General features: G+C 33.1%; 16 protein-coding genes. 1 reads left to right on the forward strand and 15 read right to left on the reverse strand.

The features are described from left to right. Nucleotides 1–862 precede the first annotated feature (862 nt). Nucleotides 863–1,147 carry a hypothetical protein gene (locus DR980_RS12380; RefSeq protein ID WP_113636619.1) on the forward strand — a complete coding sequence of 95 codons (285 nt, stop codon included), beginning with the start codon at nucleotides 863–865 and terminating at the stop codon, nucleotides 1,145–1,147. 890 nt (nucleotides 1,148–2,037) lie between these two features. On the opposite strand, the gene rfbC is transcribed toward DR980_RS12380, so the two are convergent. The 15 genes from rfbC to DR980_RS12455 all read right to left on the reverse strand — a co-directional run bounded on the left by rfbC (nucleotide 2,038) and on the right by DR980_RS12455 (nucleotide 21,401). Beyond that, nucleotides 2,038–2,586 carry a dTDP-4-dehydrorhamnose 3,5-epimerase gene (rfbC, locus tag DR980_RS12385; RefSeq protein WP_113636621.1) on the reverse strand — a complete coding sequence of 183 codons (549 nt, stop codon included), beginning with the start codon at nucleotides 2,584–2,586 and terminating at the stop codon, nucleotides 2,038–2,040. Nucleotides 2,587–2,997: 411 nt separating this feature from the next. Beyond that, a complete protein-coding gene (locus DR980_RS12390) occupies nucleotides 2,998–5,349 on the reverse strand; it encodes a GumC family protein (protein WP_113636623.1) in 2,352 nt (783 codons plus the stop codon). A 9-nt stretch (nucleotides 5,350–5,358) separates the two neighbouring features. Next, nucleotides 5,359–6,132: a polysaccharide biosynthesis/export family protein gene (locus tag DR980_RS12395; RefSeq protein WP_113636626.1), complete on the reverse strand. Its 774-nt coding sequence runs from the start codon at nucleotides 6,130–6,132 to the stop codon at nucleotides 5,359–5,361. Between the two features lie 541 nt (nucleotides 6,133–6,673). Beyond that, the gene (locus DR980_RS12400) at nucleotides 6,674–8,593 is read right to left on the reverse strand and encodes a polysaccharide biosynthesis protein (RefSeq protein ID WP_113636814.1); all 1,920 of its coding nucleotides are present in this window, start codon (nucleotides 8,591–8,593) and stop codon (nucleotides 6,674–6,676) included. A gap of 431 nt (nucleotides 8,594–9,024) precedes the next feature. After that, complete coding sequence (locus DR980_RS12405; RefSeq protein ID WP_113636628.1) at nucleotides 9,025–10,173, reverse strand: DegT/DnrJ/EryC1/StrS family aminotransferase; 1,149 nt, start codon at nucleotides 10,171–10,173, stop codon at nucleotides 9,025–9,027. After that, on the reverse strand, nucleotides 10,166–10,786 hold the full coding sequence (locus DR980_RS12410) for an acetyltransferase (protein ID WP_244199300.1): 621 nt from the start codon (nucleotides 10,784–10,786) through the stop codon (nucleotides 10,166–10,168). Before DR980_RS12410 ends, DR980_RS12405 begins: the two co-directional genes overlap by 8 nt. After that, the gene (locus DR980_RS12415) at nucleotides 10,776–11,378 is read right to left on the reverse strand and encodes a sugar transferase (RefSeq protein WP_113636630.1); all 603 of its coding nucleotides are present in this window, start codon (nucleotides 11,376–11,378) and stop codon (nucleotides 10,776–10,778) included. The genes DR980_RS12410 and DR980_RS12415 overlap by 11 nt, the downstream gene beginning before the upstream one ends. Then, the gene (locus tag DR980_RS12420) at nucleotides 11,371–12,534 is read right to left on the reverse strand and encodes a glycosyltransferase family 4 protein (RefSeq protein ID WP_113636632.1); all 1,164 of its coding nucleotides are present in this window, start codon (nucleotides 12,532–12,534) and stop codon (nucleotides 11,371–11,373) included. Before DR980_RS12420 ends, DR980_RS12415 begins: the two co-directional genes overlap by 8 nt. Beyond that, the gene (locus DR980_RS12425; RefSeq protein WP_244199301.1) at nucleotides 12,482–13,678 is read right to left on the reverse strand and encodes a glycosyltransferase family 4 protein; all 1,197 of its coding nucleotides are present in this window, start codon (nucleotides 13,676–13,678) and stop codon (nucleotides 12,482–12,484) included. Before DR980_RS12425 ends, DR980_RS12420 begins: the two co-directional genes overlap by 53 nt. Nucleotides 13,679–13,692: 14 nt before the next feature. Then, nucleotides 13,693–14,805, reverse strand: coding sequence for an acyltransferase family protein (locus DR980_RS12430; RefSeq protein ID WP_167400564.1), 1,113 nt, complete (start codon nucleotides 14,803–14,805; stop codon nucleotides 13,693–13,695). A gap of 501 nt (nucleotides 14,806–15,306) precedes the next feature. After that, complete coding sequence (locus DR980_RS12435) at nucleotides 15,307–17,193, reverse strand: acyltransferase family protein (RefSeq protein ID WP_113636638.1); 1,887 nt, start codon at nucleotides 17,191–17,193, stop codon at nucleotides 15,307–15,309. Next, a complete protein-coding gene (locus tag DR980_RS12440) occupies nucleotides 17,193–18,302 on the reverse strand; it encodes a glycosyltransferase (protein WP_113636640.1) in 1,110 nt (369 codons plus the stop codon). Before DR980_RS12440 ends, DR980_RS12435 begins: the two co-directional genes overlap by 1 nt. After that, a complete protein-coding gene (locus DR980_RS12445) occupies nucleotides 18,299–19,171 on the reverse strand; it encodes a glycosyltransferase family 2 protein (protein ID WP_208630808.1) in 873 nt (290 codons plus the stop codon). The genes DR980_RS12440 and DR980_RS12445 overlap by 4 nt, the downstream gene beginning before the upstream one ends. Before the next feature lie 2 nt (nucleotides 19,172–19,173). Continuing rightward, the gene (locus DR980_RS12450; RefSeq protein WP_113636644.1) at nucleotides 19,174–20,160 is read right to left on the reverse strand and encodes an EpsG family protein; all 987 of its coding nucleotides are present in this window, start codon (nucleotides 20,158–20,160) and stop codon (nucleotides 19,174–19,176) included. Nucleotides 20,161–20,225: 65 nt separating this feature from the next. Next, entirely contained in the window at nucleotides 20,226–21,401 is a 1,176-nt protein-coding gene (locus tag DR980_RS12455) for a glycosyltransferase (RefSeq protein ID WP_113636646.1), read from the reverse strand. Nucleotides 21,402–21,480: the final 79 nt, after the last annotated feature.

A 21,480-nucleotide genomic window follows, 5' to 3' on the forward strand; every position in this document is an offset into this window, starting at 1 on the left:
GCCGGGGCAAAACGAAAATTTCAAACAAAACGTCCTCGCTCACCACTCCTACCCCCGCCCTTAAATAAAAAGCATAAAAAACAACGAAAAAGTAAAGTGTCAGCAGTCCGCGAGTTGAGCTTAAAAAGCGAACGGCTCGGGCTGCGGAACGGCACTTTGAGGTAGTTTTTAAGCTTTGTATTTTCAGGCTTGATCTTTTGTTTCTTTTGCATCAAGGCAAAAGAAAAAGAACATCTTTAAATGCACTAAACCCTCTTTTTTTTCCTTTCCCAACCCTAAAGGGAGGGAAAAAGAAACACCAAGATATTATTTTAAAACGCACTAAACTTTCGTCTCCCTTTAGGGCCGGGGCAAAACGAAAATTTCAAACAAAACGTCCTCGCTCACCACTCCTACCCCCGCCCTTAAATAAAAAGCATAAAAAACAACGAAAAAGTAAAGTGGCAGCAGTCCGCGAGTTGAGCTTGAAAAGCGAACGGCTCGGGCTGAGGAACGGCACTTTGAGGTAGTTTTTAAGCTTTGTATTTTCAGGCTTGAAATCGAAGATTCATGAATACAAAAAAAACAATAGAAACCCGTGAATAATTTTTGTTTCTTTTGCATCAAGGCAAATCAAAGATTCAGTGAACACCAGTTAAAATAAAATTTTAGTGAACTAAAAGAAAAGATTATTCTTGAGTAAACTATATAGCGTTGATAACCCATGAATATCTTTTGTTTCTTTCACATCTCAAGGCAAATCGAAAATTCAGACACCCGAGCGAAGCGAATAGGCGAAGCAAACACCAGTTAAAGTAAAATTTTAGTGAGCTAAAGAAAAAATCGTTCTTCAGAAATAATAATAATAATAATAATTCCGTAAATGCTCTTCACACCACTCCTACCCACGCCCTTAAATAAAAAGCATAAAAAAACAACGAAAAAGTTAAGTGGCAGCAGTCCGCGAGTTGAGCTTAAAAAGCGAACGGCTCGGGCTGCGGAACGGTACTTTGAGGTAGTTTTTAAGCTTTTTATTTTCAGGCTTGATCTTTTGTTTCTTTTGCATCAAGGCAAAAGAAAAGAATATCTTTTTATGCAGCAACAGTTCTTAAAAAAACTCCTTTCTCCGCCCTTAAATAAAAAGCATAAAAAAACAACGAAAAAGTAAAGTGGCAGCAGTCCGCGAGTTGAGGACGAAGGACGAACGGCTCGGGCTGCGGAACGGCACTTTGAGGTAGTTTTTAAGTTTTTTATTTTCAGGCTTGAAATCGAAGATTCATGAATACAAAAAAAACAATAGAAACCCGTGAATAATTTTTATTTCTTTTGCATCAAGGCAAAAGAAAAGAACATCTTTAAATGCACTAAACCCTCTTTTTTTTCCTTTCCTAACCCTAATGGGAGGGAAAAGAAACACCAAGATATTATTTTAAAACGCACTAAATTTTCGTCTCCCTATAGGGCCGGGGCAAAACGAAAATTTCAAGCTAAAGGTCCTCGCTCACCACTCCTACCCCCGCCCTTAAATAAAAAGCATAAAAAAACAACGAAAAAGTAAAGTGGAAGCAGTCCGCGAGTTGAGCTTGAAAAGCGAACGGCTCGGGCTGCGGAACGGCACTTTAAGGTAGTTTTTAAGCTTTTTATTTTCAGGCTTGATCTTTTGTTTCTTTTGCATCAAGGCAAAAGAAAAGATTATTCTTGAGTAAACTATATAGTATTAATAACCCATGAATATCTTTTGTTTCTTTTGCATCAAGGCAAATCGAAGATTCAGACACCCGAGCGAAGCGAACAGGCGAAGCAAACACCAATTAAAATAAAATTTTAGTGAGCTAAAAGAAAAGTTTGCTCTTATTTTCTACTTTAAAATAAAAATCTTTAATACTACAATTTAAAGTCTCCTTATTACTACCAAAATAGTTAAATTCTAAATAATCGCTCCCTCTGCGACGGGCTTAAATAAAACTAAGATTTCATATCTTATTACTATTAACTTATCACAACGTTAAACTTTAAACGTTAAACGTTAAACTTTAAACGTTAAACTTTCAACATCTACTAAACCTCCCAATCAATAGCATCAAAACCCGGCAATATCAAATCCTTATCGGACACCAGTATTTCCTCGGGACGCAACTGCCAATCGATTGCCAAAGTAGCATCATCATAGCGAATCCCTCTTTCACTCGCTTTATCATATGCACCATCAACCTTATACAGCACGGAAGCCGTTTCGCTCAAAACCGAAAAGCCATGGGCAAAACCATGCGGAACCATCAATTGTTTTTTATTCTCAGCACTCAAAACAACACTAAAATGTTGTCCGTATGTAGCGGAATTTCTTCGCAAATCAACCACCACATCAAGAATTTCTCCTTGTAAAACACGAACTAATTTGGCCTGTGCAAAAGGATTAATTTGCAAATGCAAACCTCGAATCACCCCCCTGATGGAAAAAGACTGATTGTCTTGTATAAATTCATAAGCTAATCCATTTTCTAAAAATTTAGCTCGGTTATACGCTTCAAAAAAATACCCGCGCGAATCTTCAAAAACGGTTGGAGTAATTAGTATTAAATCTTGTATGGTTGTTTTTTCAAAGGTCATACTTAAATTATATATTTAAATGATTGGATGTGGTTCTCTATTTTTTAGAAACTAATATTTCCCTGCCAACAAACAGGAAAATAAAATAAATTTCGTTTGCTAAGATTTTAGCAATGATATAATAAATTATAAATAGTTCATTTGGAAGTACTAACGAAATCTATGACGGAATATATTGTAATAATATTTTTCAATAATAATAATAATAATAATAATAATAATAATAATAATAATAACAGAAGGAAATAGTAAACAGTACTACAAGTCAACCTTAGCTATATTTTTATGGACAACAAAAATGAAGTACAGCAAAGTGTACAACGAATAATTACTAAACTAAAAAAAGTCTACAAAATAAAAAATCTTGTAAACTTTTAGGTTGTACTGTCTTTGTAACAGTTTGTATAGAAATTAAAACACCTTTTTATACCATGGTTTTTTTTCCACTTTCACTCCATAACCATAGCCATAACCATAGCCTTTTGTCGAATCAGTATCATTGAGCAGCAAACACATATTGGGTAATTTTTGCTCTTTGTACAATGTATTAGGGATATTTAACATTCGTTTTTCTAAGAAATTAGCACGCGCGACATATATAAAACAATCAGCATACTTGGCAATTAATAAGGTATCAGTAACTAAGCTTACCGGAGCAGTGTCAACGATAATATAATCGTACTGGTTTTTTAGAGTTTCAAAAAGAGTATCCACTTTCTTATTCATCAATAATTCCGCAGGATTAGGAGGGATAGCACCGGCAGGTAGCACATGGAAATCTTCAAACCCATTATATTTAACAATCAAATCTTCCAAAATTAAATTTTTAGAAGACAAATAATTAGTCACGCCACGATCTGGCAAGGTCAAATATTCATCCAACCTTGGATTCCTTATATCCATTCCAATCAGCAATACTTTTTTACCGGAAAGTGCAAAAGTAGCAGCCAAATTAGCCGAAACAAAAGTCTTTCCTTCCCTAGGAAAAGTAGACGTTAAAAAAATAGTTTTGGCTTGACCATCAGGAACCTTACTGACCATAAATTCTAAATTAGTGCGAATGATACGCAACGCCTCCGCTGAACTGCTGCGACTTTCAGATTGTATCAGTTCCGATGGTGTATCTGATGTAGGTACATCTCCAATAAAAGGAATCAATGTTTTTCCCTCTAAATCCAAACGGCTTTTTATTTTTGTATCCAATAAATCTATTAAATAAACAATACCAAATGGTACCAAAAGTCCCAATAGTAAAGCCCCAAGATAAATAATACTCTTTTTAGGCGAAACAGGAGCTTTTGATCCTTTAGCTGCATCTACTACTCTGGCATTAGGCTCTGTAGCGGCTAATAAAATAGCTGTCTCTTCTCTTTTTTGAAGCAAATACAGGTACAATTCTTCTTTTACTTTTTGTTGTCGGGCAATGACTCTGAACTGACGTTCCTGAACTGGTATTTTGCCAATTTTACTATTAAACTGTCCTTCCTGACTGTTCAAATTTCTTTTTTGGATATTTAAATTAGACTGCATGCGACTCAAGCTTGACGCAACAGTTGATTTTAAAGAGGAAAGTTGATCATCTATTTTAATCACGGTCGGATTGGCCTCAGTAGCTGATTTTAAAATACGATTGCGATCTAAAACCAATTGATTGTAGGAACCAATCAACTCAGTTGCTTCTCCACTTACTATGTTAGTTGGTAACAAGTCTGATCTTTTACTTTTCTTAATAAAATCAAGCATTGAGGAAATAATATTCAATTGAATATCAGCTTCAACTCCTAACTTATCATATTCACTGGAGCTTTCTATAAAAAGCTTGGCTTCCGTCTCAATATCAGTTAATTGATTGCTGTTTTTAAAGTTTTCAACACTTTTCTCAACACCATCCAGTTCATCTGTAATTAAAGCCAAACGATTAGCAATAAATCTGGAAGTATTTTCGGAAATAAAATTCTTATCAGCTGCAGCATCGGCATTATAATTTTGAACCAAATTATCTAAAAAATCTTCCGCTTTTTCAAGTACGGGATCCACAAGTGAAAGTTCAACAATACTGCTCGTTTTACTCAATGGTGCAACAACCAATCTCGCTCTAAAACTTCCGGCTACATCTTCCAGCGGGCTGATAATGATCTGAATTGGCTGACTATTTTCTAAATAGGTAGTAGCATTCTTTAGCGATTTATTGATAACCAAAGTACTATATTTCGTGGCTATGGGTTGACCATAACTATATTCTTTCTTAGGTTGTAAAATGATTCCCTCACCGCTTAAATCGTCCAATGTAAACCTAGTAGCAGAAATGGGTGTAAATTGATAAGACCGCGCTTTCGAATAAAACTCTGATTTTTGATTTATAAAATTGACTACTATAGGTGCGCCTTTATATAGGTTTGTACTCAATATTTTTCCTTGGGCAACAAAGGCAACATTCAAATTCATTTTGCGAACCGTATTTTCAATTAAGGTTCTGGATTTGAGTATTTCAATCTCATTATCAATATTATTTTTCCCGCCTCCGATACCCATGTCAGCAAAAGCAGCTAGTTCAGAAGACAACCCGCCTTTCTTTTCGTCTTTCATCAAAATAGTGGTCGAAGCACGGTATTGAGGTATAGTATAGCGTAAGTAGAGATATGCTATAGAGAAACTGATGCATGCCCCTAAAACAAACCATTTCCAATGTGAAGCATATTGATCGAATATAGCCCTAATTTGAAAATCCTGTTCTGAAGTTTCATTTAACATATTATTTTCCATGAAAACGTTTTATTTTGAAGTAGTAATGATTAGTGTGGTCAAAGTAATCAAAATAGATAAGACCGAAAATATCAAGCCAGTACTCGGATTGACTGCTGCCCCATTTATTTTATTTTGGTTGGGCTCAACATAAACCACATCATTTTGAGCTAAGTAATAAAAAGGAGAATTCATAAACTGGGCTTTGGTAATATCTACCCTATTAAATGATTTGATACCGTCTATTTCACGAATAATTAAAATATTATCTCTTTTTCCATAAACACTCAAGTCACCAGCGAGAGTAAGAGCTTCAATCAAAGTAATTCGCTCGGATGCTATGGGGTAGGTACCAGGGGCATTAACTTCACCTTGCACTGAAACTTTAAAATTCGTAATGCGCAAACTGACAATCGGTTTTTTTATGTATTGAGATAATTTAGTATCTAATAAATGAAGAACTTCAGTTCTAGTGAATCCACTAACTTTAATCTTACCCAAAGTCGGAAAATCAATAAAGCCGTAGGCATCTACCAAGTAAACCGATCCCGAACCTCCAGCAGTTGCTGTCTCACTGGACGTATTTAAACTAAAAGCTTTAGCAATCTCAGGATCTTCAGCAAAAACTGCAATCATTAATAAATCATCGGGCTGTATTTTAATTTCATATGAAGGTGATTTCTCTTGTGCTCCCAAAGCATCAATGTCTTGGTAATAAATCATGTCTTTTTTCGAAGCGCACGAGAACAACAACACTATGAACAAAATTGGAAGTGTTCTTTGTAGTAAAAAAAAGTATTTCATGTATTTTTATTTTTTTTAGGGAGCAAATATAGACATTCCCTTATTGGTTATAATTAACTTTTCTTAATAATTTTAAATACGGTCCATGACACAATACAAAGCACTTTTTGGACTAAATTGATCTAAATTAACAGTTACTACATCAAAAAAGAATAAATATTTAGCAAAATAAAACTTCAAACCGCAAAACAGTCCGCAGAGCGGGCCAAATCTATTAATTTAATCAGTGAAAATCCGCCTAATCCGTATAATCTGTGGCAAAAAAACTTTAATAATTACAAACGGTACGCAGAGCGGGCCAAAACTATTTGTTTAATCAGTAAAATTCTGCCTAATCCGCGTCCCAAAAAAACATCCCTCAAACCACTAAACAGTCCGCAGAGCGGGCTAAACCTTTCTTTTTAATCCGTGAAAATCCGCCTATCCGTTTAATCCGCGTCCCACAAAAACAACTCATCAAATCACTACACAATCCGCATAGCAGACTAAATCACCTACCTTCAAGGAACAATAAAACCCCTCAAAGCTATCCCAGTAAAAATTAACCTTTCTCGTCTAACACTTCATAAACCGAATTCATACTTTTGAACTCAGGAACAATCTTTTTCATTTGCGAAACAATATTGTCATTACTAAACAAATCCGCTAAACGGATTAGCTCATTAATATCAGCGTGCAACGTCTCAAACTCTTCCTGAATTTCTTGCGCAATCATAATTTTAGCATGATGTGTTGGAATTGATTTTGAAGTATCATTGAGCAGCTCTTCATACAATTTCTCCCCTGGTCTCAGGCCAACAATCTGAATATTGATATCTTTTTCTGGAATAAATCCTGCGAGCTTAATCATCTTGCGAGCTAAATCAATAATTTTAACAGGCTTACCCATATCAAAAATATAAATTTCGCCTCCATTACCCATAGCTCCAGCCTCTAAGACCAGTTGACAGGCCTCCGGAATAGTCATAAAATATCGAATAATGTCTTTATGAGTAATCGTCAACGGTCCCCCTTCAGCAATTTGCTTAGTAAATAAGGGAACGACGGAACCATTTGACCCTAAAACATTACCAAATCGGGTCGTAATAAATTTTGTGGCAGCAGCACCTTTCTCCTGATGATCTCTCAGCTGTAAAGATTGCACATATTTCTCCGCTATTCGCTTACTCGCACCCATGACATTACTCGGGTTTACCGCTTTGTCTGTAGAAACCATGACAAATTTTTTAACCTTATACAAACAAGACAAGTCGGCTAAATTGCGAGTTCCTTTGATATTGGTAAAAATTGCCTGACAAGGATTCTCTTCCATCAGTGGCACATGTTTATATGCAGCAGCATGAAAGACCACCTGAGGCTTATACATTTTAAACACCATATCCATAGCCTCTTTATTGCGAATATCAGCAATTACGGTTCGAATTATTGCCGTTGTGGCGATACTTTCGGTCTCTAATTTTAAATGGTGAAGTGGGGTCTCGGCTTGATCGAGTATAATAATCTTTTTTGGATTAAAAGCGAGCACTTGCCGCACTATTTCACTACCGATGGAACCTGCTGCTCCAGTAATTAAAATCACCTTATCTTTCAATTGTTTTGAAATAGCCTTGTTATCCAGTACAATTGGTTTTCTTTCCAGAAGATCTTCAATTTGAATCGTTTTTACTTTTTGGGAAATCTCTTTTTGATTTTCCCAGTCTGAAATTAAAGGCACTGTAAACACCTTATAATTATACTCTAAACATTGATCAACGATAATGATTTGCTCTTCTTTAGACAAAGCTTTGTCAGCAATAATAACACTTTCTGCTCCAATGGAACGCATCATCGCTGGTAGCTTTTTCTTTAGAACCAAAATGGGTAAATCCAACATCCTTTTTGAACCATTCTGATTGTTTTTGTCTACAAAACCAACAATTTTAAAACGGGTTGGAGTTTCAAATTTCAATGCATTGGCTACTGATATGGCGTTCGCGTCGGTTCCATAAATTATTGTGCGAATCAGTTGATTATTATTTTTTTTCTCTGAAAAATAATGTTCAAAAGTTTGTTTAACCACAACCCGGTACAAAAATAAACCACAAAAAGAGAGGACAATATTAATAAAAAGAGCAGTGTTCAAATAGGGTTTTTGCTTAAGAAAAATTTGAGCTATCAAATTAAAAGCAAGAAAGATAATCAAAACAGAAATTTGAGAAAACAGCAATTTAACGGCATCAATGTTAGAGGAATGCCTAATGATACCCGAATAGGTTCGAAATAACCAAAAGAAAAATAAATTGATTCCAAATAAGGAACTTATAAATAGGATACTATATGGCGTGGTAATATAATCCAACCCCATTCCTTTAAAAATCAAATACGTAAAAAAGAATGAAAGCATCAAAACGAATAAATCAATGCATACGATTAGCCATCTGGGCAAATAGCCTAAATTATGCATATTGAATCTGCTATTCATTTTTGAAAAGATTTCAGAAATGAACTGTGTTACTTTTTTATTTACAGGAATGCTCAATGTAATTGGTGTTTTTTTTAAGTGATACGTTGTAAATGTTAAATTTGAATCAAATGTAAGTAAAAAAGCAATTACTACATCATTAGATGTTGTTCCAAAAAACGAATAATTTGGAAATAAAGTATGCGCTACTATTTATTAAAACAGAACTCTAAAGGTGCAATTAGATTCCAATGATAATTTTTAGTCCGTTTGGGTCATTTTCTCCCGAAGCCTTGGGAATAAAATTGTATGGAGAACAAGAAGAATTTCATTAAAACGGTTCTCAATGCATTTTTTATTCCTTCTTATTACACAAAAAAATACTCAACCTAACTTTTTTTAAAATTATACCCAACAATTAATAATAATAATAATAATAATAGAAATATGAATTACGCTTTCTTACCAAACAAATGCAACAAAACGCTTTTTATTCTGTTCCTGTCATCATCTGTCAGATTAGAACCAGAAGGCAGACAAAGTCCGTTTTCGAATAACGTTTCAGAAACTGTAGTACCATAATACGGATATTTCTCAAAAATAGGTTGCAAATGCATTGGTTTCCATAGCGGTCGGGACTCAATATTTTCAGCTTCTAATGCCAATCGCATCGTTTCCCTTGTCATGCCATTAGTTTTTTCAGGATCAACCAATATGGCACTCAGCCAATAATTCGCATAATAATCCGCATTAGGAACCGTAAAAACAGTTACACCCGGAATATCGTTAAAAATAGCCACATAAAAATCATGCATCGCTCTGCGATTTGCTACATGATCGTCCAAGACTTCCATCTGACCGCGGCCAATGCCGGCACATATATTACTCATACGGTAATTATACCCTATTTCACTGTGTTGATAATGTGGAGCGACATCTCTGGACTGCGTGGCAAAAAATATCGCTTTTTCTTTAAGCGCTGTTGTAGGAGTTACAATAGCTCCGCCGCCTGAAGTAGTGATGATTTTATTGCCATTAAAAGACAAAACACCAATGTCACCAAAAGTACCGCATTTCTCTCCTTTATAACTGCTTCCCAAAGCTTCAGCTGAATCCTCTAAAATAGGAATACTGTAGGCATCTGCAACAGCACGAACCGCTTCAATTTGATAAGGCACACCATATAAATGAACGGCGATAATGGCTTTGGGTTTGATTCCTTTTACAATTTCACTGATAATAGCTTTTTCTAACGCTACAGGACATAAATTCCAAGTATCTAATTCACTGTCAATAAAAACAGGAGTGGCACCTTGATATAATATAGGGTTTGCTGATGCAGAAAAAGTCATACTCTGACACAAGACAGTATCCCCTGCTTGCACCCCTAACAACACAAGTCCCAAATGAATCGCTGCTGTTCCTGAACTCAAAGCACCTACAGCCGAACCATTGGCCAAATACTGTTCTAAATCCTGTTCCATACCGGTTACATTAGGTCCCAACGGGGCAACCCAGTTGGTATCAAAAGCTTCTTGTACATACTTTTGCTCGCTTCCGCCCATGTGTGGAGAAGAAAGCCATATTTTTGATTTATTCATGTTCTTTGTTATATTTTATAATTTTACCTGGATTCCCTACCACAATGGCATAATCTGGCACATCATTAAGAAGTATTGCTCCTGCTCCTATTGTTACCCATTTTCCAATTTTAATTCCCTGAATAACTATTGCTCCTATTCCTATATGTGTACCTTCTCCAACTGTCACTCCTCCAGCCAAAGCTGCATTAGGCGAAACGTGGACAAAGTTACCAATTTTACAATCATGTTCAATTACGGCTGCAGTATTGATAATACAATGCTGTCCAACTACTGCATCAGCATTAATTATTGCTCCGGCCATAATCACGGAACCTGCACCAATTGTTGAAAATTCTGAAATGACCGCTGTAGGATGCAAAGCAATGTGGTAATCGCTAACAATTCTATGTACTATTTTTTTTCGAATGGCATTATCTCCAATCGATACTATAAACTTTTGCCCGGGTTCCTTGACAAAAGCACCGGAATAAATAACCGGAATTGTAAAAATTTGGTTCATTTTGGGAACATCGTCAATAATAGCGATAATAGCCTGTTTATTAGATTGCAAAACATCGATAATTACTTTACAATGTCCGCTAGCTCCATATAAATAAATATTATTTTCCATTAAATGGCTCTATTGTGGCGGTATCAGCCGCATTAATCCCTTCACTTTTGATGACTTTCAGAACAGTTTTAAATAGAATTTTTACATCTAAAATAAAGGAGAGATGATCGACATACCAAACATCATATTCAAATTTTTTATCCCATGATATTGCATTTCGCCCATTCACTTGTGCCCAACCGGTTATTCCCGGTCGAACATCATGCCTCCTTTTTTGAAAATCAGAATACAAATCCAGATAATGAACCAATAACGGTCTTGGCCCTATTAAACTCATCTCCCCTTTCAATACATTAATTAATTGGGGGATTTCATCAAGGGATGTTTTCCTAACAAAACTTCCTATGGGAGTCAATCGCTGGGCATCTGACAATAAATTACCATTTGCATCTTTATTGTCATTCATGGTTTTAAACTTAATAATCTTGAAAATTACCCCGTCTTTGCCCGGTCGCAACTGAAAGAAAAAAGGTTTACCTTGGTTTGCAAAAAATAAACCAACGGTAGCGAAGAAAAAAATTGGGCTTAATACTACTAAGCCAAAAAATGCAGCCAGACAATCTAAGACTCTTTTAAAAAAAGATTTATACATTTTGTTCTAATAGTTTATATTCTGATAAAATACCCTCCCATACAACTTGTTGTTCATAACGTGAAACAATCATTGCTCTGGCATTGCGTTGCAAATGACTGTAAAAATCACAATCGCTCATCATTTTCATCATCGCATCATGAAGTTCAGTAGTATTCTTTACGGGAACAATAACGCCATTTTGTCCATTAATGATAATTTCATTGCTACCGTTGATATTAGTGACTATACTTGGCAATCCCATGGCACCTGCCTGAAGCACAACATTAGGCAAACCTTCCCGATAACTAGGAAATGCAAGACAATCGCTAATGGCAAGATAAGGTCTTACGTCTTTTTGAAAACCAACTGAAATAATATTGGAATTGGATGCTATTTCTTGTTGTGTAGCTGGTGTCAGTGGATCTAATTCTGATTCAAAAGTCCCAACTAACAGCAACCTGACATCCTTAATTTCTGAAGATTTGTTTTTGAAAGCCTCAATTAATTCATTGATGCCTTTGTCACCTACCAAACGCCCTATGAAAATAAAAACAAAGTCACCTGCATTTATACCTAACTTACTTCTAAAATTCTGGTTTTGTTGCGGTGAAAAATTTTCAGGATTAAAATAAGCGGTGTCAATCCCGTTAGAACTACCGTTACCCAGCACTTTTAGTTTATTAGGTTTACAGAATTCTTCTTGAAGGATGATATCCTTTAGCCCAAACGAATTTGGATAAATTTTAGTGGCGCAAGCATATGTCGCTCTTTCAACGACATTTAACACTTTTCTTTTACCTCCCGTAGACTCTAATAATGGCAATCCAGCCACAGTGTGTAGCCGATGCGGAACCCCTGCTAATTTAGCAGCGAACATCCCAAGGGTTCCAGCTTTTGGAGTATGCGTATGTACAATAAATGGTTTTTCTTTTTTAAAAAAACAAAACAATTGCCACAGCGATTTTAAGTCTTGCCAAGGTGAAATCACTCGGGTCATCTCAATGGGTACTACTTTAATTCCTTCGTTTTTTGCTACATCAAATAATTCTGAATTCCCAGAAGACACTCCTATTACCTTATAATATTGTGATATAAAACGATGCTGTCCTTTCAGCAATATTTTAAGCGATAAAGGAACCGTAGTTACACGGATTAATTTTTGTGTTTTCTCCATTCTCCTTTCTTTTGTATTCTAACAATAAATGCTCCCAAACCATTTTTTGTTCATAACGAGAGGTAATAAACTCTCTCGCATTAAATTTCAGTATTTCGTACAAGCGCTTATCTTTCATGAGTTCCTGCATAGCCTGTTGGAGAGCCACCTTATCTTTTGCTTCAATTATTAAACCATTTATCCCTGGCTTTATAATTTCATTCGAACCATTAATATTGGTAACAATAGCAGGTAAACCCATAGCCCCAGACTGAAGTACAACATTTGGAAATCCTTCACGATAACTTGGAAACACTAAGGCATCACTAATAGCAAAATAAGTACGAACGTCCTTTTTAAAACCAACTGATAGTATAGCATCATTATTTTCTATTTCTTTCAAAGTTTGAGAATTCAAACGATCTAAATCTGATTCCAAAGGACCTACCAATACTAATTTTACGTTCTTGTTTTGGTATGTAACCTCCTTAAACACGGACACCAACTCATTGATTCCCTTATCGCCAACTAAACGGCCAACAAAAATAAAAACAAAATCATTACTATCAATACCCAGCTCTTTTTTTAAGTCTTCCCGTTCTGATAACAAAACCTGATCTTCAGAAAAATAAGCGGTATCTATACCATTTACATTGCCATTAGCAATAATTTTTAATGGTTTAGAGGTTATTTTATATTTAATCAAATCGCTTTTAACGCCCTCCCCTTCAGGGAAAATATCAGTCGCGCAAAAACAAATTAAGCAATCCATTAGGATTAAAATCTGTTGTAAAAAACCTCTTTTTTCGGGAAATATTAACCCGGTAAAAGTATGAATTCGTATTGGAACCCCCGCCATTTTAGCTGCCAACATAGAAAGCAGACCGGCTTTTGGTGTAATGGAATGTACAATCTGTGGCTTTTCTTTACGGAATAAAAAGTACAATACCCAAAGTGATTTTAAATCTTTCAATAGACTTATATTTCGTTGGATTTTAACATTTTCAGTGCGTACATTTTCACGCTCACGTACTTCATGCAAATGATGATCCTCTCCGGATACCGCAATGACCTCGTAGTGCTCGTTTAAAAACGACAACTGCCCTTTGAGAAGGTAATTTAATGACATCGCTACTGTAGCGGTACGGATTAGTTTAGTTTTCACTGATAAATATTATTTTATTTATTCGGTCTTGAAGCAGAACTTTTTACAACCGCAAAATTATTCTTCAATTTTATAAAATATTTTTCAAAATATTCATATGATATATAGGCTAATATAATTGAAGCCGAAATCACAGAACCATAAACCAAAAAAAGCTTATAATTCTCTTGAAGGTCTATGTATTTAAATAAATTCGAAAAAATAAAAATTATCAACATGTGGTAAACATAAATTCCATAAGATATTTTTCCAATAAAGTTAAAAAAGGGTAACTCTAGATTAATCAACCTATTTTTAACGTTGATTTGACCTACGATTAAAATTAAAGAAATAGCTGTAACTATAGTGGTATCAACAATAGAATTAATAAACTTAATATTAAAAGCCATCAGTATCATTATAATCCATGCCAAAAGTTGCGTGATTTTATTATCAAATAGTTTTAAAAAAAAAGTATTTTTTTCATAAAAAAGTATTGCTCCTAAGCCTCCTACCATCATACAATCAAATCTATTTACTATAGAAAAAATAGCACTATCCGAAAAAGGATATTTCCACCATAAAAAATACCTAATAACATTGATGACTATTACCGTAGACAAAATAATAGTAAAACTATTTTGTTTTGTTTTTTTTATCAACCATGGCCAAAATAAGTAAAACTGCTCTTCAACACCTATAGACCAAAAATGAGCAAGAAACGGCAAAGTAAATTCAAAAACAAAAGGGATATTTGCCGCAAAGAACAAATAATAAAAAAAAGCATCTAAGCCAATGTTTTCTCCTAGTGATAATATTATTAAAATACATACAAAAAAATACATATAATACACAGGCCAAATTCTTAAAACACGGCGGATATAGAATTTTCTAATACTAATTGGTGCTTTTTTCCTCTCGAGTAATAATAAATAGGTAATTAGAAACCCACTTAGCACAAAAAATATTGTAACTCCATTTGAACCCAAATTCCAACCATTCGGCAATCCGTTTTTATTTATTCCAAATAAATAAATTTTCACATTAAACCCATTAATCGACCCGGCGATATGGGAAATGACAACGGATAAGGCTGCAATCGATCTTAAACCGTTTAATCCAGAAAGATATACTATATTATTTTTCATTTGTTGATTCGTATAATTAAACATGTTTATCTTCTATAACTTGAATGACTAAAAATTAATTCTTTCTTGGCGAGTATCTTCTATTGATTGATAATAATCACTCTCTTTGAGTAATTTTTTAATTTCTACTGTCAATAATTTAGCATTTCCTTGTTCAAGTAGCGCACCAACATACCCACTATTTCAGATAAACCAAAAACATTAGTGTATACAAAATGTTTTGCTGAAGGCATACTTTAAATACTGGACAATGACAAACTCTAACATTTAGAAGACAGGACAACGAAATCTGCAGTTTTCAATAACTACTAAATATCTATACGTTGGACTAAAAATAAAACTCTGTCCTGTGGTTCCAAACCTCGTGCGCATTTTCTACTATCTTTATCTAACACTTTTCATCTACCAAAATTATTTTATACTCAAAGGCAAGAAGGTCATTGCTACTTTCACCGTTTTCTGATCTTTTCTCAAAAATTTTGTGTGTCAAAAAATTAATAATCAAAAATATTTGTTTTTTAACAAATAATCTACTATTTGATCTGTCCCATATTTTGTAAAATGGTTGTCATCGAACATATATGGAATATTTTTATTAGAATCAAATTTTGTTATTCCTTTCAAATTATATAAATCAACATAATTTTTATCAGGAATTATAGTTTTTAAAAAGATATTCATAAAAGCTGTTTCATTTGAAAAGTATTTCGAAAATTCATTGTTATCGTTGATTTTATTGAAAGCTACTACTCGCGGGAAAGTGGTTGTATATGATTCCGTCTGACCTAAAATTAAAAATTTGATACCAAATTTTGAATAATAGTTAGTCATTTCTAAAAGTTTCGTTTTAATTTCTTCTTTTTCATAACCCATAACGCTTTGTTTTGCCATCATCCAATGAACGGATATTAAAACTACATCAATATCCGATGCGTTTTTAGGAATAAAGTCACTGTATAAAAAACTCATTAAATCCCTTGAATCTTTTAAACCTTTAGGATTTGGAAAAGGAAATGTATAACCCGCACTAACTTCAATTAAATTATAATCTTTTAACTTTTCTCTCAAAGTTTGAGAAAATTGAGCTGAATGACTATCACCAATCAATAACATATTTTTTTTGCTCTTATCAATTTTCAAACATTTCTCTTTATTAAAATCTTTTATATTGTCTCCTCCTGTTATAAAACAACCACAAGGATTAAACTGCTTATCTTTTTCTGCCTTATGAGCTTCATTATAATTAGCTATTTCAAAGGTTGATGCATCATAAATTGACACTAACTTTGAAAACTTATTGGTTGGATAATAAAATAAATAAACGGACGACAACGAAATAATTAAAAATAATGGTATTATTACTTTATAAGTAGAAAAACTCTTGTTTTGCTCAATAAAATAAAACGACAATACAGAAAAAATTAAAGACAAAAGACACATTGGAATTATGTTTAGCTCATTAGCCACACCATAATACTTAAAAATAATATAAATTGGCCAATGCCACAAATACAAAGAATAGGATATATTCCCTATAAACTGAATTATTTTATTTTGGAACAATAAAAATTTAATATCCAATCCTAAAATAAAAAAGGTCGTAATTACAGGTATTAAAGTATATGCCGATGGCCAAATAAAACTCTCATTAATAAGCGGATTACAGAACATCAAAACTGTAAAACAAATGATTACCAGAGTTTTTTTCAGAATATCGGACATACTTTTCTTAAGGAAATCGCTATAAAGAAAAGCTAAACCACCGAACATCATCTCCCAAGCACGGGTAGGAAACATATAAAATGAAAAATTATTATGTTCTTTTGTAATTAAAAGAGTAAGAATAAAAGAAGCTAACAATATTCCAAAGTAAATTAATAAAAATTTTCTTCTAACAGATTTATATGTTTTTTTTAATAGTAATAAAACAAGTGGATATAGTATATAAAACTGCCATTCAACTGACAATGACCAAGTATGTAATAAAATATTGGCCTGTGAAGAAAGATCGAAATAATTGATATAAAGCCAATAATAAACATTTGAAATAAAAAAAAGACTCAAAAATGAATATTTACTGTTAAGTCGCGAATCACTTGCAAAAAAGAAAATGTTCGAAAGAAGGATAACAAATAATAACAAAACAAGTAACGCTGGCATTAATCTTTGTACCCTTTTTTCATAAAAAATCTTTAAACTAAAATTTTCTTTGGTAAAACCCTCTAAAATAATTTTAGACATCAAAAAACCAGAAATGACAAAAAAGACATCAACTCCCATAAAGCCACCTGTAAAAAAAGGAACTTTGAAATGGTATAAAACAACACTTAATACAGACAAAGCTCTCAGAGCCCCAATATCATATCTAAAAATTTTTATTTTGTTCATTATTGTAACGCTACTATTTTATATAAATCTATATGTTTTTGAATCATAACTTGGATATCATATTGCTTGGATTTTTCCTGACAGGCACGTACAACTGAATCATAGTACATTTTATCATCCAAGAGTCTTTCAATCCTCGTTGCCAATTCTTTTGCATTACCACATTCAAAAAGGACTCCTACTCCTGCTACAATATCCGATAAGCCCGGTACATCCGAAGCGACAAAAGGTTTTCCTGAAGCCATCCCTTCAATACTGGATAAGGAAAGCCCTTCATATTTAGAAGACAACACAACAATATCAGCCGTTTTTAAGAGTTGTGGAATGTCCATTCGCTGCCCTAAAAACAAAACTCTCCCTTGTAATCCCAATGCTTCTGTGAGTTCTTCACATTCTTTTTTTAATACACCATCACCTACCAAAATTAATTTGACTTCTGATGGCAATAATTTTAAGGCTTTTAATAATGTAGCATGATCCTTTGGTTCTCTGAATGAAGATACCTGAATTATTAGTTTATCATTTGTAGAATCTGTTTCAAAAAAAACCGTTTTAAAGTAAGGTTTAGAATCTTTAATTTTTTCAATCGATACTCCATTAAGTATTACTTTTATTTTATTTTTATTTATAAGCGTATGATTTCTAACAATATCAGCTACTTGAATAGTTATAGCCACAACTACTGAAAATTTTCTATAAATAAGTCTGTCAAAAAAACGGTATAAAAAGCTCCCTTCTATTCTTCTGTTAGAAACACTGTGCTCTGTAAAAATCAACTTACAGTCACTACCCCCCAATATTTTAGCCACAACGGTATAATACTGTGCCGGAAATAAATGCACGTGCACCACATCGTATTGTTTTAAATAAGGTCGTAATTTCCAAATGTGAGACAAAGCATAAATATCCTTGTAATTATCCGACTCTTTTAAAACGATTACTTTACAGCAATCTAAAGCTTTTAACGCTTTGATAAACTGATGGTTATTGTTCCAAAATACTAATACGTCCATATCGATACCTGCCTTACGGTATAATGGAATGGTATCCAGCAATAATTTTTCGGCCCCTCCTGTACCTAACGAATTTATAATTTGCAAAATTTTCATTTATTTTTTCTTAAATCATTTAAATACATAAAAAAACCGACAGGAAAGCCTATAACACTATTCATAATATTCACACTTTCTATTTTCTCTCTAATACCTTTATTGGAATTAAAAGAAAATCGCCAAAAATTGATGTTTGCCTTAATTTTTTGGGTAAAAGGAATATCATATCTTTCTAATTCCGAATAACAAAACATTGCTCCTAGAGGTGATTTCATCCTTATTTTTACGATATTAGAAGTTAATCCTCCCGGCAAATACTCCGTTGTGTAAATTCCTTTATTAAAAAATAATATGTTATATTTTTGAGCTATCCTGTTCCATACCAATGACTCGGCACAAAATTTTTCATTTTCAATCTCGGGAAATTGAAACTGCTTTAAAACATCTGTTCGGAACACCTCTACCAAATCGCCGGTAACGTTGTATTTGTATCGGATATCAAGAGAATTAGATCGTATTTCATCAAAATTAGAACTGCCAACGATTTCACCTGAATCGTACATTCTACGCCCTGCAACAGCCGCTATAGAAGGGTCTTCTTTTACCTTCTCATATTGATTAATCACCAATTCGAGCGCATCAGCCGGAAGAAAATCATCACTGTCTAAAATAAAGAAAAGAATTCCCTTAGCAAAAGATAGTCCTTTATTTATGGCATAGTGCTTGCCTTTATTTACCTGAAGATGATAAATTATAGCCAATTTATTTTCTAAAATACATTGATTTATGAATTCTTCAGTAGAATCCGAACTGCCATCATCTACTATTAGCCATTCAAAATTTTGATTTGTTTGCCTTAATAGACTGTTGTACAGTCTTGGCAATAAATTGGCTCTATTATAAGTGGGTGTAAAAACTGTTATCATTATTATCTCAGTATGTAAATTGTAAATACAATATTATAAATCAGAATTAATGCAATTAGTCTTGATTGCTTTTTAAACAATTGTTGATTTAATAACGGATACAAGAGTACAACCATATAAATATACCACGATAAATAGGCAAATCTATCAGAAAAGTTCGCTCGAATTACGAGTACCCAAAAAGCATTTGCAATGATATATGAATTATAGATAACAGAATATAATTTATCTTTATAATTCTTTTTAAAAATGTAATAATAGCCTGCTACAATTGGAATTAGACTATAGAGAATAAAGTCTATTCTGAAACCCATATTATAATCACTTTCCTGTTTTGTAAGATAATCTACAAATCGTTCATCCTCTACAAAAGATGCCATAACTAATTGTAGTTGAGCTCCAAAAACAAAACTAAGGGGTATACAGAAAATCCAGAAATAATAATAATATTTGGTTGCATTATATCTTCGAGCCAATAGTATAGCCGAAACAGGCAAGAGCATCGAATTATGAAAACCTACAGAAAGTAATAAAAAAAAGTAAAACAGCTTTTTATTATCAATCTTAGATAAGGCTAATAATAAAAAAGAAGAAGCCAATCCTGCCCTTACAGTATTTATCCCGTAAGCAAAAAAAACAAAATTGGTGATTAATCCTAGGAAAAGTATAAAATGGTTTCGGGTAATTTTCTTTGAGAAATAATAAAAATTTAATGTATAAATTAAAGATGTCAATACAAACCAAACTTGCACATTCATAAATAAGGTACAAAATTTCATATACGCTGAAAATAACTTGTCCTTTAAAACCATATTTAAACTGGCTTGCTGCAGTTCCCTATACTGGTCAAAGTATGAATCGCGATCCTCTACTTCATGTATAGGAAACGTCCCTATCAATAAAATTAGAGTCACTATATAAATGAAAGAAAGTCCGTTAAAAGAAGTGTATTTTAGATTGTTTTTTGTGAATATTGTTAATATTACCATAAAACTAAAAAATATTATTCCGAAATAAATGCTATTATATAAAGCTATATTGTCCAATGCGTATATTATTTAACCGAATTAAAAATAGCTTCTAACTTTTTTATCTCGCTTCTGTTATCACTAAGCTCTGATTCTAAAGCCGATATATATTTGCCTCTTAGTTTTTCATTTATCATCAATTCTTCTATTTTATCAGCCAAATCTTTAGCATTCATTTCACAAATACTGGCATTAACACGATTCGTAAACTGATCATTTACAGTAGAAAAATTAGTAACCACTATTGGTTTACATACTATTTTTGCTTCGTCCAAGGCAATTGATTTACCTTCAAACTGAGATGGTAAGACAAACATATCAGTCTGATTCAAATAAGGGTAAGGATTTGATTTTAATCCCATAAAAGTAATCTCATTGATTAAATCGTTTCCTTTTACTTTTTGACTATAATGTTCAGGATTATCTATTGCACCAATAAAATACCATTTGAATTTAATATTCTTTAATTTTAAAATAGACATTGCATCAATAGCAAAATCGGTTCCTTTAGCCTTACATACATGCCCAATAGTTAAAATACTAAAAACGTTTGCATCCAAAGGATCTTTAACTTCCAATTTAGATTTTAGTCTAATTTCGTCTATGGACACTATGTTTTCCATTAACTTAATTTTATTCGACTCCGAAGGAAATCGCTTCTTCAATGATTGTACACAGTGTGGAGAAACAGTAAATATATGATCTGCTTTAGGATAATACTTCTTGTCAGCGCTATAGTAATAGTCCCATTTTTCGTAGTCACTGTGAAAAAAAGTAATTTTTTTTATGGCATCAACGCTATCGATTAAATAATATAATAAATGTTGTCCTTGATAATCAATAGCCACATCATATTTCTTATTCATTTTGGGTATCAATTTTGACAATAGAATTCCTCCGTAACCTTTGTCAAATAAAGATATTAATATCTGAAATAATCTTAAAAAGAGTCGAAAAGGTGCTATAAATAATAACTTGGACAATGATTTTATATTAAGATGAAATATAGCATCTAATTCAGAAAATATAATTATATTCAAACTTTTATTCAAATCATTTTTAAGAATGCCATTATTAGATATTAATAAAAGATCTACATCATACTTCTCATAATCCAAATTATTCAATAACGTAACCGCACTCTTTGACACACCGCCACTCTCTAAATTACTCAATAAAAAAAGAATCTTTATCTTATTCATTACCTAATATTTTTTTCTTTTGGATAATGAAATCCTTTATATTAAACTCTAATCCTCTTTGAAAGGATAGTTTTTTGCT

The organism is Flavobacterium psychrolimnae (assembly GCF_003312425.1).
GTDB lineage: Bacteria > Bacteroidota > Bacteroidia > Flavobacteriales > Flavobacteriaceae > Flavobacterium > Flavobacterium psychrolimnae.

Excerpts from the sequence above, each read along its gene's own strand:
- DR980_RS12380 (WP_113636619.1), top strand. The coding sequence starts at position 863 with ATGCTCTTCACACCACTCCTACCCACGCCCTTAAATAAAAAGCATAAA.
- rfbC (WP_113636621.1), bottom strand. The coding sequence starts at position 2,586 with ATGACCTTTGAAAAAACAACCATACAAGATTTAATACTAATTACTCCA.
- DR980_RS12390 (WP_113636623.1), bottom strand. The coding sequence starts at position 5,349 with ATGGAAAATAATATGTTAAATGAAACTTCAGAACAGGATTTTCAAATT.
- DR980_RS12395 (WP_113636626.1), bottom strand. The coding sequence starts at position 6,132 with ATGAAATACTTTTTTTTACTACAAAGAACACTTCCAATTTTGTTCATA.
- DR980_RS12400 (WP_113636814.1), bottom strand. The coding sequence starts at position 8,593 with ATGAATAGCAGATTCAATATGCATAATTTAGGCTATTTGCCCAGATGG.
- DR980_RS12405 (WP_113636628.1), bottom strand. The coding sequence starts at position 10,173 with ATGAATAAATCAAAAATATGGCTTTCTTCTCCACACATGGGCGGAAGC.
- DR980_RS12410 (WP_244199300.1), bottom strand. The coding sequence starts at position 10,786 with ATGGAAAATAATATTTATTTATATGGAGCTAGCGGACATTGTAAAGTA.
- DR980_RS12415 (WP_113636630.1), bottom strand. The coding sequence starts at position 11,378 with ATGTATAAATCTTTTTTTAAAAGAGTCTTAGATTGTCTGGCTGCATTT.
- DR980_RS12420 (WP_113636632.1), bottom strand. The coding sequence starts at position 12,534 with ATGGAGAAAACACAAAAATTAATCCGTGTAACTACGGTTCCTTTATCG.
- DR980_RS12430 (WP_167400564.1), bottom strand. The coding sequence starts at position 14,805 with ATGAAAAATAATATAGTATATCTTTCTGGATTAAACGGTTTAAGATCG.
- DR980_RS12435 (WP_113636638.1), bottom strand. The coding sequence starts at position 17,193 with ATGAACAAAATAAAAATTTTTAGATATGATATTGGGGCTCTGAGAGCT.
- DR980_RS12440 (WP_113636640.1), bottom strand. The coding sequence starts at position 18,302 with ATGAAAATTTTGCAAATTATAAATTCGTTAGGTACAGGAGGGGCCGAA.
- DR980_RS12445 (WP_208630808.1), bottom strand. The coding sequence starts at position 19,171 with ATGATAACAGTTTTTACACCCACTTATAATAGAGCCAATTTATTGCCA.
- DR980_RS12450 (WP_113636644.1), bottom strand. The coding sequence starts at position 20,160 with ATGGTAATATTAACAATATTCACAAAAAACAATCTAAAATACACTTCT.
- DR980_RS12455 (WP_113636646.1), bottom strand. The coding sequence starts at position 21,401 with ATGAATAAGATAAAGATTCTTTTTTTATTGAGTAATTTAGAGAGTGGC.